This window comes from Corallococcus praedator (assembly GCF_003612125.1).
Taxonomy (GTDB): domain Bacteria; phylum Myxococcota; class Myxococcia; order Myxococcales; family Myxococcaceae; genus Corallococcus; species Corallococcus praedator.
This window is the reverse complement of sequence record NZ_RAWI01000026.1, coordinates 1-16,984: the sequence shown is the minus strand read 5'-3', so window position 1 is coordinate 16,984 and position 16,984 is coordinate 1. Positions and strand designations below refer to the sequence as shown.

General features: G+C 69.2%; 6 protein-coding genes. 3 read left to right on the top strand and 3 right to left on the bottom strand.

Annotated features, from left to right (window positions below; genetic code table 11):
* Nucleotides 1–38: 38 nt before the first annotated feature.
* The 3 genes from D7Y13_RS05560 to D7Y13_RS05550 all read right to left on the bottom strand — a co-directional run bounded on the left by D7Y13_RS05560 (nt 39) and on the right by D7Y13_RS05550 (nt 14,042).
* Nucleotides 39–12,173, bottom strand: a complete 12,135-nt coding sequence (locus tag D7Y13_RS05560) for a non-ribosomal peptide synthetase (protein ID WP_120583087.1) — start codon at nt 12,171–12,173, stop codon at nt 39–41.
* Nucleotides 12,174–12,367: 194 nt separating this feature from the next.
* Complete coding sequence (locus D7Y13_RS05555; RefSeq protein ID WP_233595426.1) at nt 12,368–12,907, bottom strand: thioredoxin-like domain-containing protein; 540 nt, start codon at nt 12,905–12,907, stop codon at nt 12,368–12,370.
* A 19-nt stretch (nt 12,908–12,926) separates the two neighbouring features.
* Nucleotides 12,927–14,042 (bottom strand): DHH family phosphoesterase, encoded by a 1,116-nt coding sequence (locus D7Y13_RS05550; protein ID WP_120583086.1) that lies wholly within the window; start codon nt 14,040–14,042, stop codon nt 12,927–12,929.
* 166 nt (nt 14,043–14,208) lie between these two features.
* Between D7Y13_RS05550 and D7Y13_RS05545 the strand changes: the two genes are divergently transcribed.
* The 3 genes from D7Y13_RS05545 to D7Y13_RS05535 all read left to right on the top strand — a co-directional run bounded on the left by D7Y13_RS05545 (nt 14,209) and on the right by D7Y13_RS05535 (nt 16,792).
* Nucleotides 14,209–16,074: a M2 family metallopeptidase gene (locus D7Y13_RS05545; RefSeq protein ID WP_199732725.1), complete on the top strand. Its 1,866-nt coding sequence runs from the start codon at nt 14,209–14,211 to the stop codon at nt 16,072–16,074.
* A gap of 121 nt (nt 16,075–16,195) precedes the next feature.
* Nucleotides 16,196–16,399, top strand: coding sequence for a cold-shock protein (locus D7Y13_RS05540; RefSeq protein ID WP_120530977.1), 204 nt, complete (start codon nt 16,196–16,198; stop codon nt 16,397–16,399).
* A 189-nt stretch (nt 16,400–16,588) separates the two neighbouring features.
* Nucleotides 16,589–16,792, top strand: coding sequence for a cold-shock protein (locus D7Y13_RS05535; RefSeq protein ID WP_120530976.1), 204 nt, complete (start codon nt 16,589–16,591; stop codon nt 16,790–16,792).
* Nucleotides 16,793–16,984: the final 192 nt, after the last annotated feature.

Sequence of the window (16,984 nt, the reverse complement as noted above, 5' to 3'; positions counted from 1 at the left end):
CGGCAGGCCCTCGGGCATGCCACCGGGCGCTGGTCCTGCTATGCGGCCGACGTGCGTGGCGCTGAAGGTGTCTCTGCTTCGATGCGCCGCATGCCGTCGGACAGGTGCCGCGCCATGGTTTCGACGTGGGGCGGTTCGATCATCGTCTGGTGATTGCCGGGCACGGGCAGCACCTCCAGCCCGTGCTGGACGAGCACCTGCCACGGTTGTTCGGGATGGAGCGGATGGGGCGGCACGTGCTCCTGGGCTCGGAGGTACGTGGCGCGTCCCGCATAGCCCACGGGCTCGTAGCTGAAGAGGGCGCGCATGTGGGCCTTCCAGACGTCCAGGAAGACCTCCAGGTCCCGGAGCGAATACGAGTCCGGCACGGTCGCGCCCGCGCGGGCTTGCCGCAGGACTTCGCGCATCTGTTCGTGCGGCGGCAGCGTGCGCAGGTGCTGCGCGAGCGTCGGCGTGTCGTCTCCGAACATGGCAGCGAGCAGCGCGGCGTCGTCCTCGAAGCGGGTGGGCATCTGGCCGGGGCCGGGCGTGTCCAGGAAGACAAGCAGCGCGGGAGGGATGCCCAGCCTGAGCATGCGCTGGGCCATCTCGTAGACGATGGTGCCGCCCATCGAGAGGCCCACGAGGTAGTACGGCCCTCGGGGCTGGCACTGGAGCATCGCGTTGAGGTGGTGCGACGCGAGCGCTTCGATGCTGCCCAGCGGCGGACATTCACCGTTCACGCCCGGAGCCTGGAGGCCATAGACCGTCCGGTCAGGCCCGAGCGCCCGCACGAGTTCCTGGTAGCAGAACACCGTGCCGCCCACCGGGTGCATGCACCACAGCGGCGGAAGGTCCGCGCGGCCCTGCTGAAGCGGCACGACGCCTTCGGGCAGGGCCGAGGACTGCGATGCGCCGGGCGCATCCGGTGTGAGTCGCGACTGGATCCACTGCGAGAGCGCCGCGACCGTCGGGCTCTGGAAGAGGACCTGGAGCGGGACCTTGAGCTGGAAGTGTTCGGACAGCTTCGACACGAGCTGCGCCGCGAGCAGGGAGTGTCCTCCCAGGTCGAAGAAGCTCGCGGTGACGCTGAGGGACGTGCGCGTGAGGACCTGTGCCCACACGTCCGCCACCTGTTGTTCCAGCGGCGTTCGGGGCGCCACGCCGGTGTCGTCCGCTTCCGTGGACTCCTCGGGTCGTGGCAGGGCGCGTCGGTCCACCTTCCCGTTCGCGTTGAGCGGCAGCGCGTCGAGCAGCACGAACGCCGAGGGCACCATGTGGCTGGGAAGCAGTCCCTGGACGTGGGCGCGCAGGTCGCTGGCGCTCAGGGCCTCACGGAAGGTGACGTAGGCGACCAGTCGCTTGTCGCCGGGCGAGTCCTCACGGACAAGGACGATGACTTCGCGCACGGAAGGGTGCTGGCGCAGGACCGCTTCGATTTCGCCGGGCTCGATGCGGAAGCCACGGATCTTCACCTGATGGTCGCGGCGGCCGACGAAGACGAGGGCGCCGTCGTGCTGTTGCCGGACGAGGTCGCCAGTGCGGTAGAGGCGGGCTCCTGGGACGGAGGAGAAGGGGTGGGGGATGAAGGCATCAGCGGTGAGGTCGGGCCGCTCCCAGTACCCCCAGGCAAGGCCGTCGCCCCCGACGAAGAGTTCTCCGACGACGCCCGGGGCCACCGGGTAGCGGTGCGCATCCAGCACGTACGCCGTGCTGTTGGAGAGGGGCCGGCCGATGGGCACCGTGTCGGTGACGGGCCCTGTCACGGGGTGCCAGGTGCTGAAGGTCGTATTCTCCGTGGGGCCGTAGACGTGCAGCAGCCGACGCGGCCCGCCATGGGCGAGCAGTCGGTTGACGCAGGCCGGGTCCACGGCCTCGCCGCCGAACAGGAGCGTGGACAGGCCGTTGAAGGCCGTGGGCTCCATCCGAGCAACGTGATTGAAGAGGGCCGTGGTGAGGAACAGCGCGGTGATTCGCTCATCGCGCAGGACGCGGGCGAGCGTCGCGGGCTCGATGATCTCCTCCTTCGAGAACAGGACGAGCGTGGCGCCGTTGAGCAGGGCGCCCCACAGCTCGAACGTCGACGCATCGAAGGACACCGTCGCGGCCTGGGCCACGCGGTCGTCCGGACCGAACGGGATGTAGTCCGCATCCATCACCAGTCGCAGCACGGCCTGATGGGGAACGCAGACGCCCTTGGGGCGGCCCGTGGACCCGGACGTGTAGATGACGTACGCGGGTTCGGAAGGATGGAAGCCGCGAGCATCGAATGGGGATCCCGCCTGTGAGACAGGCTCCAGCGTGTCGATGCGGAGGATGCCAACTGCCTCCGAAGGAAGCCGGCCGGCGAGCGTCGCGTCCGTGATGATCCGGTGCAGTCGCGCGTCCGAGGCCATGAAGGCCAGGCGTTCTGACGGGTAGTCCGGATCCAGCGGCACGTAGGCGCCGCCCGCCTTGAGGACGGCGACCAGTGACACGATGAGATCGATTCCTCGGGGCAGGCACACGCCGACCCGCGGAGTCTCACGTCCCACGCCCTGCGCCTTGAGGGCCCACGCGAGCTGATTGGCGCGCGTGTCCAGCTCCGCGTAGGTGACTGCCTGGGCTCCGTGGCGCACGGCGATGGCGTCCGGACGCGCGGCCGCCTGGGCTTCGAAGGTCTGCACGAGGGACACGTCGCGCGGGTAGGGCCGGGCGGTGTCGTTCCACTCCACCAGGACGCGGTGGCGCTCCTCCTCGGAGAGCCAGGACAGGGCGTGGAGGGAGGCATCGGGCTGGCGGAGCGCGCTTTCGAGCAGGCGCCGGAAGTGATCCGACATCCGTTCAATCGTGTGTGGTTCGAAGAGCGCGGTCGCGTATTCGAACGTGCCGCTCAGGCCCTCGGGGGTTTCGGTCAGGGCCAGGGTGAGGTCGAACTTGGAGGTCCAGGTCTGGAGTTCGAGCGCCTGGACCTGGAGGCCGGGGAACCGTGGCGGCATCCCGGGCGCGTTCTGGAGGGTGAACATCACCTGCACCAGGGGACCGTGGTCCAGGGCGCGCTCGACGTGCAGCTCCTCCACGAGCTTTTCGAAGGGCAGCTCCTGATGCGCATAGGCGCCCAGGGCCCGGTCTCGCACGCGGCGCACGACCTCGCGGAAGGAGGGCTTGCCGTGCAGCCACGCACGCAGGGGCAGCGTGTTGACGAAGAAGCCGATGAGCCCCTCCAGCTCCTCGTGCGTCCGGTTGGCGATGGGCGTGCCGACGATGAAGTCCTGCTGGCCGCTGTAGAGCGACAGCAACACCTGGAAGCCCGCCATCAGCGTCATGAACAACGTGGCGCCTTCCTGGCGGCCCAGCACCTCCAGGGGCTCGCGCACGGTGCGTGGGAGCGTGAAGACCTGGGTGGCCCCCGTGAAGCGCTGCACGGCGGGACGTGGGTGGTCCGTGGGCAACTCCAGGAGCCTTGGTGCGTCCGCCAGCTCCTGCTTCCAGTAATCGAGTCTCCGTTGGAGCACATCCCCCTGGAGCCACTGGCGCTGCCACGCCGCGTAGTCCGCGTACTGCACGCTCAGGGGCGCGAGGTCCGAGGGTCGCCCTGCGTGGTGTGCCTGGTACTCGGAGGAAAGCTCCTCGTAGAGGACGCCGAGCGACCATCCATCGGACACGATGTGGTGCAGGTTGAGCAGCAGCACGTGATGCCGTTCGTCCTCGCGCACGAGGAGGGCGCGGAACAGCGGGCCTTCCGCGAGGTCGAAGGGCGTCTCCGCTTCCTGTTTCAGGACGGCGTCGGCTTCTTCCTTCGAGCGGGCCTCCACCGTGCGGAAGGACACCGGAAGCCGGGGTGCGATCCGCTGCGCCGGAACGCCATCGCCCGGGAAGGAAGTGCGCAGCGATTCATGCCGGTCCACCAGCGCCTGGAGTCCGTGCTCCAGCGCGGCCACGTCCAGCGTCCCCTCCAGCCGCAGCGCCATGGGCATGTTGTAGGCGGCCCGGTCGTCGTGGAACTGGTGGAGGAACCAGAGGCGTTCCTGCGCGAACGACAGCGGTGGCGGACCGTCACGGTGCAGGGCCCGGATCGCGGGACCGGGCAGCACCGTGTCCTTCATGCGTGCTTCCAGGTGCCCGGCCAGGGCTTCGATGGTGGGGAACTCGAAGACCGTGCGGACGGGAACCGGGATGGACAGCGCCTGGGAGATCCGGGAGACGACCTGCGTGGCCAGCAGCGAGTGCCCGCCCAGGTCGAAGAAGTTCGCGTCGACACGGACGTGGGACAGATGCAGCACCGTGCACCAGATGTCGGTCAGCGTCTGTTCCAGCGCGGTCAGCGCCCGCGTCGGGAATGAGCCGGCGGAGGGTCCTTCCTCCGTGAGGGGCACCGGCAGCGAGCGTCGGTCCACCTTCCCATTGGGCGTCATCGGCAGCGCGTCGAGCAGCACGAACGCCGAGGGCACCATGTGGCTGGGAAGCAATCCCTGGACGTGGGAGCGCAGGTCGCTGGCGCTCAGGGCCTCACGGGAGGTGACATAGGCAACCAGCCGCTTGTCGCCGGGCGAGTCCTCCCGCACGAGGACGAGGGCTTCGCGAACGAAAGCATGCTGGCGCAGGACCGCTTCGACTTCGCCGGGCTCGATGCGGAAGCCACGGACCTTCACCTGATGGTCGCGGCGGCCGACGAAGACGAGGTCGCCGTCGTGCTGTTGCCGGACGAGGTCGCCAGTGCGGTAGAGGCGGGCTCCTGGGGAGGAGGAGAAGGGGTGGGGGATGAAGGCGTCGGCGGTGAGGTCGGGCCGCTCCCAATACCCCCAGGCGAGGCCATCGCCCCCGACGAAGAGTTCACCGATGACGCCCGGGGCCACGGGGTATCCCTGCGCGTCCAGCACGTACGCCGTGCTGTTGGAGACGGGACGCCCGATGGGCACCGCCAGCGCATCGGCTTCGACTTGAGCCGGCGAGAACCACGTGCTGTACGCCGAGTTCTCGGTGGGTCCGTAAGCGTGGACGAGGTGCTCGGGGGCGCTGTGCGCCAGCAGTGCGCGGACGCAGGTTGGGTCCGCGGCCTCGCCACCGAAGAGCAAACCACGGAGGCCCTTCAGGAGCGAGGCATCGGTGCGCGCGACATGGTTGAGGAGCGCCGTGGTCAGGAAGAGGATCGTGATGCCCTCTTCCTGGACCCGCTTCGCGAGCACCGTGGGTTCGATGACCTCGTCCTTCGACAGCAGCACGAGCGTGGCGCCATTGAGCAGGGCACCCCACAGCTCGAACGTCGACGCATCGAAGGCGACCGTCGAGGTCTGGGCCACCCGGTCCTCGGGGCGGACCTGGAGGAAATCAGGGTCGAGGACCAGCCGCGCGACCCCGCGATGCGGGATGCATACGCCCTTGGGCCGGCCGGTGGAGCCCGACGTGTAGATGATGTGCGCCAGATCGTCGCCGGAGCCTTCGTCCGGAGGCGCGTGACGGTCACGCTGGCTCCACGTCTCTGCCCGAGCATCCAGGCACAGGACCGACCACGCACCGTCCGGCACCCGGTCCAGGAGTGACGCCTGGGCCACGACCGCGACGAGCCGTGCGTCGCCCGCCATGAACGCCAGGCGTTCGGAGGGGTAGTCCGGATCCAGCGGCACGTAGGCGCCGCCCGCCTTGAGGATGGCGACCAGCGACACGATGAGTTCAATGGAGCGCGGCAGGCAGACACCCACTCGGGGGGCCGCGCGTCCCACGCCCCGGGCCTTCAGGTCCCAGGCGAGCTGATTGGCGCGCGCTTCCAGCTCCGCGTACGTGAGGCTCCGGTCCCCGTGGCGCACGGCGATGGCGTCCGGACGCGCGGCCACCTGCGCGGTGAAGGCGCGCACGAGGGATGCGTCGCGCGGATAGGCCCGCGCGGTGTCGTTCCACTCCACCAGGACGCGGTGGTGCTCCTCCTCGGACAGCCAGGGCAGGGCGTGGACGAAGGTGTCGGGTTGATGGGTGGCGCCTTCGAGCAACCGGCGGAAGTGGTCGGCCATCCGCTCGACGGTGCGCGGCTCGAAGAGCGCGGTGGCGTATTCGAATGCGCCCGAGAGCCCGTCGTCCGTCTCCTCCAGCATCAGGCCCAGGTCGAACTTGGACGTATGGGTTTGAAGGTCCAGGGACTGCACCTGGAGGCCGGGAAGCTGGGGCAGGGTTCCGGGCGCGTTCTGCAGGGCGAACATCACCTGCACCAGGGGGCCGTGACTCAACGAGCGCTCGACGTGCAGCTCCTCCACGAGCTTCTCGAAAGGCAGCTCCTGGTGCGCATACACCCCCAGGGCCCGATCCCGCACCTGACTCAGCAGCTCCCGGAAGGAGGGAGCGCCTTCCAGCCGGGCGCGCAGCGGCAGCGTGTTGACGAAGAAGCCGATGAGCCCCTCCAGCTCTTCGCGCGTGCGGTTGGCGATGGGCGTGCCGACGATGAAGTCCCGCTGACCGCTGTAGCGCGACAGCAGCACCTGGAAGCCCGCCAGCAGCGTCATGAACAGCGTGGCCCCTTCCTGGCGCGCCACGGTCTCCAGCGAGTGGCGGAGCGAAGAGGCCAACGTGAAGCGATGGGTCGCGCCCTCGAACCGCTGCACGGCGGGACGCGGGCGGTCCGTGGGCAGCTCCAGGACGTGCGGTGCCTCCGCGACCTGCTGCTTCCAGAAGTCGAGCTGCCGCTGGAGTCCTTCCCCCTGGAGTGCCTTCCGCTGCCACGCCGCATAGTCCGCGTACTGCAAGGGCAGCGGGGTCAGCTCCGCATGACGGTCCTGAAGCCGCGCCCGGTACTCCGAGGACAGCTCCCGGTACAGCACACCCAGGGACCATCCGTCGGACACGATGTGATGCAGGTTGAGCACCAGCACCGAGCACGTGCCTTCAAGCTGGAGCAGCAGCGCCCGGAACAGGGGACCGCGAGCAAGGTCGAAGGGTGCCTCCGCCTCTCGCTTCAGCCGGTCCAGGACCCGAGCGTCCTCTGGTCCGCGAGCGTCGATGCGCTGGAGTTCCAAGGCGAGCCCTGGCTCCGCGTGGATGTGCTGGGAGGGGTGGTCGCCTTCTGGGAAGGTGGTGCGCAGGGCTTCATGCCGGAGGATGAGCGCTTCGAGGCTGGCGCGCAGCACGGGGACGTCCAGCGGACCGTCCAGGCGCAGGGCCATGGGCATGTTGTAGACGCCGCGTGCCTCATGAAGACGCCCGAGGAACCACAGCCGCTCCTGGGCGAAGGAGAGGGGAAGGGTGGACTCGCGAGGCAGCAGGGGAATGCGCGAAGCGTCCCGGCTTCCCTCTTCCATGAGTCGCGCCACGGTCCGGACGAACGCCTCCAGGCGCGGGGCTTCGAAGAGCGCGCGCACGGGGAGGGCCACGCCCAGCGCATCGCGCACGCGTGACACCACCTGCGTGGCCAGCAGCGAATGGCCTCCCAGGTCGAAGAAGTGGGAGTGCGCCCCCACCTCGCGGCCGCCCAGCACGGAGGCCCAGATGTCCGCCACCCGTGCTTCCAGTGGGCTCCGGGGCGCGACGAAGTCGTCGGTGCCGGAGCGGGAGGTTTCGGGTGCCGGCAGTGCACGCCGCTCGATCTTCCCGTTGGGTGTCAGCGGCAGTGCCGCCAGCACCACGAACGCGGCGGGCACCATGTGGTCCGGGAGCCGGGCCTGGAGGTGCTCACGGAGCGCCGCATCCGTGAGGTCCGGGGCCGCGACGTAGGCGACAAGCCGGCGGTCGCCCGGAACGTCCTCGCGCACCATCACGAGGGCCTCGTGCACGGAGGCGTGCTGCCGCAGGGCCGCTTCCACCTCGCCCAGTTCGATGCGGAAGCCTCGCAGCTTCACCTGATGATCGCGGCGCCCGATGAACTCCAGGACGCCATCGGTCCGCTGTCGCACCAGGTCGCCGGTGCGGTAGAGCCGCGCGCCCCGCGTGTCGCTGAACGGATGGGGAACGAACTTCTCCGCGGTGAGCGCGGGCCGGTCCCAGTACCCGAGCGCCAGTCCGTCGCCGCCCACGAACAGCTCCCCCACGACCCCTGGCGGGACCCCCTGGAGTCGCGCATCCAGCACATAGGCGGTGCTGTTGGCGAGCGGTCCTCCGATGGGCACTGACGTGACTCCCGCGTGCGGCACCCGATACCACGTGCTGAAGGACGTGTTCTCCGTGGGGCCGTAGCCGTTGATCAGCGCGGTGGGGCCTCCGTGCGCGAGCACCGCGTTGACGCAGGAGACGTCCGCGGCCTCGCCTCCGAAGATCATCCAGGACAGGTGACGGAAGGCCTCGGGCCGCGTGCGGGCCACGTGGTTGAACAGGGCCGTGGCCAGCACCATGTGCGTGATGCGCTCTTCCTGGAGGCGGCGCGCCAGCACGTCCGGGTCGATGATCTCGTCCTTGGAGAACAGGACCAGCGTGGCCCCATTGAGCAGCGCGCCCCAGATCTCCAGCGTGGAGAGGTCGAACGCGATGGTCGTGGACTGCGCCATCCGGTCGCCGGGGCCCAGCCGCACGTAGTCGGGATTGAGCACCAGTCGCACCACGCCCTGATGCGGGATGCACACGCCCTTGGGCCGCCCCGTGGAGCCCGACGTGTAGATGATGTGCGCCAGATCCACCGGCAGCACCGCATCCAACCCGGACGGTTCCTCCACGGTGTCGTCCGGAGCATCCAGGCACACCGGCGTCCAGGCGCCTCCGGGCAGCCGTGACGCCAGGGCCTCGTGGGTCACGATGGCGACGAGCCGCGCATCCCCGGCCATGAAGGCGAGGCGCTCCGGCGGATGCTCCGGATCCAGCGGGATGTAGGCGCCACCGGCCTTGAGGATGGCCAGGAGCGACACGATGAGATCGACGGAGCGGGGCAGGCACACGCCCACCTGCGGTGTGCCTCGGTGGACCCCGAGCGCCCGCAGCCGCAAGGCGAGCCGGTTCGCCCGCGCGTCCAGTTCCACGTAGTTGAGCGTCGTGTGGCCGTGGCTCACGGCGATGGCTTCGGGATGCTGAGCGACCTGTGCCGCGAAGGCGTCCACGATGGACAGGTCCGAAGGGTAGGGGCGCGCCGTCGCGTTCCAGTCCCGGAGCACCTGCTGTTGCTCGGCCTGCGAGAGGAAGACCGCGTCGGCCGTGGCCCGGGACGGTGCTTCCACGAAGCACCGCAACACCTGGAGGTAATGCTCGGACAGGCGCTGGAGGGTGGACGCATCGAAGAGCGCCGTGGCGTATTCGAGCGTTCCCACGAGTCCGTCACCGGACTCCTCCAGCGCGAGGAACAGCTCGAACTTGGACGTCCGTGTGTCCAGCGTCAGCGGGGTGACGGCCACGCCCGGAAACTGGAGCTGCCCGGCCGGCGCGTTCTGGAGCGCGAACAGCACCTGGATGAGCGGCGTGCGGCTTTGTTCCCGTTCGACCTGGAGGGCTTCGACCAGCTTCTCGAACGGGAGGTCCTGATGCGCATAGGCCCCCAGCGCGCGGTCCCGCACCTGATGCAGCACGTCCTGGAAGGAGGGCGTGCCTTCGAAGCGGACACGCAGCGGGAGCGTGTTGACGAAGAAGCCGATCAGCCCCTCCAGCTCTTCACGCGTGCGGTTGGCGATGGGCGTCCCCACCACGAAGTCGCTCTGACCGCTGTAGCGCGACAGCAGCACCTGGAAGCCGGTGAGCAGGGCCATGAACAGCGTGGCGCCCTCCTGGCGTGCCACGCCGTCCAGGGCGTGGCGAAGCTCCGCGGGGATCTTGAAGCGGTGGATGGCCCCGGCGAACCCCTGCGCGGCGGGACGCGGCCGGTCGGTCGGCAACTCCAATACGTGCGGCACGTCCGCGAGCTGCTGCTCCCAGAATTCGAGCTGCTGTGTAAGCACATCGCCCTGGAGCCACTGGCGCTGCCACGCCGCGTAGTCGGGATACTGGAGCGGTAGGGGCTCCAGCGCGGAGCCTTCGCCCAGGCTCCGCGTCCGGTACTCCGAGGACAGCTCGCGGTACAGCACGCCGAAGGACCACCCGTCGGAGATGATGTGGTGCAGGTTGAGCACCAGCACCTGCTTGCGTTCCCCCTCCCGGATGAGCCGAGCGCGGAAGAGGGGCCCCTCCGCCAGATTGAACGGCTGCTCCGCCTCACGCTGCATCCACTCGGCGGTCTCTTCCTCGGAGCGCGACTCCACGCACGCCAGGGCTACGGTCAGGCGCGAAGCGACCCGCTGCACCGGGACGCCGTCACCGGGGAAGGTCGTGCGCAGGGCTTCATGTCGATCCACGAGGGCCTGGAGGGCCTGCTCCAGCACGGAAGCTTCCAGCGCCCCGTCCAGCCGGAACGCCATCGGCAGCGAGTACAGCGGCGAGCCCGGCATCCAGCGATCGAGGAACCACAGCCGCTGCTGCGAGAACGACAACTGCTCCCGCGCCGCATCCGTGCACGGGGGAATGGGCGCTTCGGTGTGCCCGGACGTTGGGTGCCCCGTCTCCACGGCAGCGGAGAAGGCGCGCAGGGTGGGGTGCTCGAAGAGGGTGCGCAGGGCGACGGGCCGTTGGAGCAGGTCCCCCAATCGCGCGATGGCCCGCGTGGCCAGGAGCGACTGTCCTCCCAATTCGAAGAAGTCCGCGGTGGCGCTGACGTCGTCCACGCGCAGCACCTCCGCCCAGACCCTGGCGACGGCCCGCTCCAGCGCGGTCTCAGGCGCGACGAAGTCGTCCTCGGCACCGGGGCAGTCGCGGGGATCCGGAAGGGCCTTGCGCTCTACCTTGCCGTTGGCCGTGAGCGGCATCGCGTCCAGCACGACGATCGCCGACGGCAGCATGTGCGCGGGCAGGTGGGCCTTCAGGTGGGCCCGCAGCAGGGCCGAGGTCAGGGGCTCGCTGGCCGTCACATACGCGACCAGCCGCTTGTCTCCCGGCGCATCCTCGCGCACGAGCGCGACCGCCTCCTGCACGGACGTGTGAAGGCGCAGCGCTGCTTCAACCTCCCCCGGCTCGATGCGGAAGCCGCGCACCTTCACCTGGTGGTCGCTGCGTCCCACGAAGTCCACCGCGCCGTCCGCGAGCCTGCGCGCCAGGTCTCCCGTGCGGTACATCCGCGCGCCCGGTTCGGTGCTGAAGGGATCCGGCAGGAACCGCTCGGCGGTGAGGTCGGGTCGCTCCCAGTAGCCCCACGCGACGCCGCTGCCGCCCGTGTACAGCTCGCCCACGATGCCCGGGGGCAGCTCGCGGCCCGCTTCGTCCAGCATGTACATCCGCGTGCCGGAGATGGCGTGACCGATGGGCGCGGGCTCGGAGCCGAGTGGCGCCCGCAGGGGCTGGCAGCTCGTGAACGTGGTGTTCTCCGTGGGCCCGTAGCAGTTGATCACGCGCGTGTGGGGCAGGGCCTCCAGCGCGCGCCGGGCGTGGGGCAGCGACATCACCTCGCCGCCCGTATAGAGCTGCCGCAGCGTGTCCGTGCCCGGCAGGCCCAGGTCCACCAGGTTGTTGAACAGGCCGGTGGTGAGGAACGCGGTCGTCACCCGCTCCGTGCGCAGGAAGTCGCCCAGTTCATCCAACGCCGCCGCGCCCCGGGAGAACACCGCGACACGGCCACCGTTGAGCAGCGCTCCCCAGATCTCGAACGTGGACGCGTCGAAGGCCACGGGCGCCAGTTGCAACAGCACCTCGTCCGGCCCCAGGTGCACGTAGTCCGCGTCCAGCACCAGCCGCAGCACGCCCCGGTGTGGCACGCAGACACCCTTGGGCCGGCCCGTGGAGCCCGACGTGAAGACGACGTACGCCAGATCCTCCGGGACGGCGTCGCACCCAGGCGGCGTGTCGCTGAAGGCCGCCAGGGTGGCCGCGTGCGAGTCCAGGCAGAGCGTGTGCCAGTCACCCTCGGGCAGCCGCGACTCCAGCGCCGCGCGCGTGAGGATGATCCGCACGCGCGAGTCCGTGGCCATGAAGGCGAGCCGCTCCGCCGGGTACTCCGGATCGAGCGGGACATACGCACCGCCTGCCTTGAGGATGCCCAGCAGTGCGACGAGCAGCTCCACTGAGCGCGGCAGACACACGCCCACCCGTGGCTGTTCGCGGCCCACGCCTCGCGCCTTCAACGCTCCCGCGAGCCGGTTCGCCCGCGCGTCCAGCTCCGCGTATGTGAGCTGCTGCCCGTCACAACGGACGGCGATGGCCTGGGGACGCAAGGCGACCTGCGTCGCGAAAGCCTCGGCGATGCTGCGAGGAGACAGGCCCCGGGGGGACGGGGAGGCGTCGACGGTGTCGGTCATGTCGTCGCGCCACCCCCAGGAGGCGGGGGGACCAGTGCCGCCGCGTCAGGCACGGTGGCGGATGCAAGAGGGGCGACGCGTGTCTCGAATTAAAGAGACGTTGATGCAACGCGCGCAAGGTCGGACACCACCCACCACCGTGGCGGGGAGGATGCCCTCACGCGTCTCCATTTCATCCCGGCGTCACGGTTGTTTCACGGAGAGCAGAGCAGACCGGGCTCGGGCGCATCCGCATCCTGCAACGCCAGGAGGCACGCGAGGGCCTCTGGATCCACGGAGTCCATCAGGTACGTGCGGCGCCACAACATCGCGGCGAAGCGTTGGGGAAGCTGCGCGTCGGGAGCGACGAGCGCGCGACGAACGCCGTTGCTGCCCTGCGCGGCGCGGGCCTGCGCGGCCTCCAGCTTCGCGACCTCGTCGGCGCAACCCTCCGGGCAGTTGTAGAGGAACACCGCGTGCCCGTGCTCCAGGTTGTGCAGCCACGAGCAGCGCGGCTGCTCCGTGGTGTAGCTCTGGCACTGCAACCACGTGGGGCAGTGCATGCCGGAGTTGGGCGGGTTCTCGCCGTTGCCGCACGCGGTGCTGCCGCACGAGCTCACGTGGTTGGACGCGGTGACGGCGGACAGTGGGAAGGAGAACCGCTCGCAGGCCTCGCCACCCGGAGTCGGGTCATCGGTGGTGGAACCGCAAGCGAGGCACGACGCGAGGAGGAGGGCAGGGAGGGCGCGAAGCATCCGCCCTGTCATATCGCAATCATCCAGGCGCGACGCCGCGTCGCTCCACGTCGCGGCCGTTCAGTCCACGGAAGCCCATGCCCTCCATCATGCGCAGGAAGTCCGCGGGCGGCAGGCTGCCACTGGCCACGTGCCGGACATCGCCTTCCTCGGAGGTCTCTTCCCGCGTGGGCCGCTCCCAGTCCCGCATCAGGCCCTTCAGGTTCAACGGCGCGCGGCTTCTCAGCGTGAAGTCCACGCGGCCGGGCAGGTAGCCGGTGTTCGCGGCGATGACGACATGGTCGGGCATCCGCTGCGCCCACCGCACCGCGACCAGCGGATGCACCTGGGTCTCGGAACTGAACAGCAGCAGGGCCACCTTGCCCGCGAAGCGCGGGGGTGTCTTGGCGCAGCGGACCACCTCGCGCTGGACCTCCAGCCGGCAGTCGCGCAGCGCATCCACGCCCAGCACGCGGCTCTCGAGGATGTCCGACGCGCTCCCCGCGCGCAGCAGCACCTGCATCGCCAGCGGGGTGGCGACGCGGTGGGAGCGCGTGGCCGCGTTCAACAGCGAGACGGTCTCCACCACCGCCGTCCGCTTCGCCCGCCGCAGCGCGTCCTTGAGGAAGGGCATCGGCGCATCCGGGCCCAGCGCCGCCACGGTGCCCAGCGCGGCCAGCCACTCCAGCGGGCCCGGCACGACGAAGTGCGACATCAGGACGTAGGTCAGCACGCTGGTGTTGGCGACGGGCTCGTGGCCGTGCGCGCTCAGCACCTGGACCTCCGGTGGGAATCCGTTCGCTCCCTGACGGTCATGGCGATCCACGACGAGCGTGGGCACGCCGGGCAAGAGGGGCCCACCCCAGCGGTTGCCCATGTCCAGCACCACCATCGCCTCCGCCGGAGCCGTGCCCAGGCGCTCCAGGAAGGTCTCGGAGTGGAGGTCCTCTCCCTTGCCCGGCAGCCGAGCGGTCGGGCGCGCACCCAGGGACTGGAGCGCTCGTAGCATCAGCACGCCGGATGCGAGCCCATCCGCGCTCGGGTGCGGAACCACCAGCACGTGCTTGCCCCGGCAGTCCTCCAGGAACCGCCGGGCCTTCGTCAGCTCCGGCTCCGGAGCGGGCCAACTGGCATCCCTGGTATGTCCGAGCAGCATGGAAGAAAGCTGTCACTCCCTGTAGCTGCGCGGCAGGGACGGCTTGTCATGGCTGGCTGCTCCCCGTTCGACCCGCGCGGTCCCTCTTCGCGGGCCATCATGGACGCACCGCGGCGTCCTACTTCACGGGTGCGATGGCCCGCCACTTCCCCTAGTGTCCGCGCCCATGACCCGGACCCTCCTCCCTCAGCCCCTGATGCGCGCGGCCCTGGCCGCCCTGTCGCTGGCGGCCACCACCGCTGGCGCGCAGACGACGCCCGCCGCGACCCCCAAGGCCCCGGCTGCTCCGGCCACCAAGGCCACGCCCGCCGAGGCGAAGCAGTTCGCGCAGAAGCTCAACGCGGACCTGAAGCAGCTCTGGACCCGGCAGGCCACCGCCGAGTGGATCAAGTCCACCTACATCACCGACGACACGGAGCGGAACGCGGCCTCCGTCAACGAGGAGGTGATGGCCTACGTGAATGGCGCCATCAAGGACTCGCGCCGCTTCGACGGGCTGACGCTGGATGCGGACACCGCGCGCATGCTGCACCTGCTGCGCGTCTCCCAGACGCTGCCCGCCCCGGCCAACGCCACCCAGCGCGCGGAGCTGGCCGCCACCGCCGCGAAGCTGGAGGGCCTGTACGGCAAGGGCAAGTACTGCGGCAAGGACGGCAAGGCGAAGTGCCGCGACCTGGAGGAGCTGTCCGACGTGATGGCGGAGAGCCGCGACGAGGCCGCGCTGCTCGACGCGTGGCAGGGCTGGCACTCCATCAGCCGCCCCATGCGCCCGCTGTACACGCAGCTGGTGAACCTCTCCAACGCGGGCGCGAAGGACATCGGCTTCAGTGACCTGGGCACCCTGTGGCGGTCGTCCTACGACATGCCGCCCGCGGAGTTCGAACAGGAGGCGCAGCGGCTCTGGGGCCAGGTCAAGCCCATGTACGACGAGCTGCATTGCTACGTGCGCGGCCGGCTCGCGAAGCAGTACGGCGAGGCGAAGGTGCCCGCCGGCAAGCCCATCCCCGCGCACCTGCTGGGCAACATGTGGGCGCAGGAGTGGAACAACATCTACCCGCTGGTGGAGCCGTTCCCCGGCCAGGCCGACCTGGACGTCAGCGCCACGCTGGTGAAGCAGGGCTATGACTCGCAGAAGATGGTGAAGCTGGGGGAGAAGTTCTTCACCTCGCTGGGCCTCAAGCCGCTGCCCCAGACGTTCTGGGAGCGCTCGCAGTTCACCAAGCCGAAGGACCGCGACGTCGTCTGCCACGCCTCCGCCTGGGACGTGACGTACGAGAACGACCTGCGCATCAAGATGTGCATCAAGCCCACCGAGGAGGACCTGGTCACCATCCACCACGAGCTGGGGCACAACTACTACTACACGTACTACTACAAGCTCCCCGTCCTCTTTCAGGCCGGCGCCAACGACGGCTTCCACGAGGCCATTGGCGACGCGCTCACGCTCTCCATCACCCCGTCCTACCTGCAGCAGGCGGGCCTGCTGAGCGCGGTGGAAAAGAACGACAAGAACGTCATCAACCTGCAGCTCAAGGACGCTCTGGAGAAGGTGGCCTTCCTGCCCTTCGGCCTGCTGGTGGACCAGTGGCGCTGGGATGTTTTCAGCGGGAAGGTGAAGCCGGCGGACTACAACAAGAGCTGGTGGGCGATGCGCCAGAAGTACCAGGGCGTGAGCGCGCCGTCGGTCCGCACGGAGCAGGACTTCGACCCGGGCGCCAAGTACCACGTGCCCTCCAACGTGCCCTACACGCGCTACTTCCTCGCGCGGATCCTCCAGTTCCAGTTCCACAAGGCGCTCTGCGAGGCGGCCGGCATCAAGGGCCCCCTCCACGAGTGCTCCATCTACGGCAACAAGGCGGCGGGTCAGCGGCTCCAGGCGATGCTGGAGCTGGGCTCGAGCAAGCCCTGGCCGGAGGCGCTGTCCGCGATGACGGGCGGCAAGCAGATGGATGCCACGCCCATGCTGGAGTACTTCGCCCCACTGCGTCGTTGGCTCCAGGAACAGAACAAGGGCCAGAAGTGCGGCTGGTGACGTGAACAGGGAGTAGACAGGTTCCGGGAGGGGCGTCTAGGCTGCCTGCTGTCTTGTAGGGTTATTCTCTGTGGGACCGGACGGCGACTCTCCCTGTCCGAGATGAAAGAAGAACAAGGCAATGGCGACCGGTACCGTGAAGTGGTTCAACGATGCGAAGGGCTTCGGCTTCATCACCCAGGACGGCGGCGGCGAGGACGTGTTCTGCCACCACACCGCGATCAACGCGGACGGCTTCCGCTCGCTGGCCGAAGGCCAGAAGGTGGAGTTCGAAGTGACCAAGGGCCCGAAGGGCCTGCAGGCGCAGAACGTTCGCGCGATCTGAGCCTGTCGTCATCCTGACGACTTCTTGCAGCACCCCGGAAGGTCCGGTCCCCCAGGGTCGGACCTTCTGTATTTTGTGGGGTGGACTTCCGGTGGGACCGGTGCTTAGTGTGCGCCCGTCTTGTAGGGTTGACTCTCTGTAAGGACCGGACGGCGTCTCTGCCCATCCGTGATGAAAGAAGAACAGGCAATGGCTACCGGTTCCGTGAAGTGGTTCAACGATGCGAAGGGCTTCGGTTTCATCACGCAGGACGGCGGGGGCGAGGATCTCTTCTGCCACCACACGTCGATCCAGGCGGATGGCTTCCGCTCGCTGGCCGAAGGCCAGAAGGTGGAGTTCGACGTCGCCCGCGGCCCCAAGGGCCTGCAGGCGCAGAACGTTCGCCCGATCTGAGCGCGTCGTCGTCTTCGTGACGACGTCCTGATGCACCCACAGAAGGTCCGATCCTCCCGGGTCGGGCCTTTTGTATTTTCCGGAGCCCGCATGCCCGCCCCTACCTCGCGCGTCTCGCGCCTGCGCTTCCTCCCGCTGGTGGCCGTCCTCGGCTGCGCCACCTCCACCACCCCCACGGCCCCCTTCCTGTCT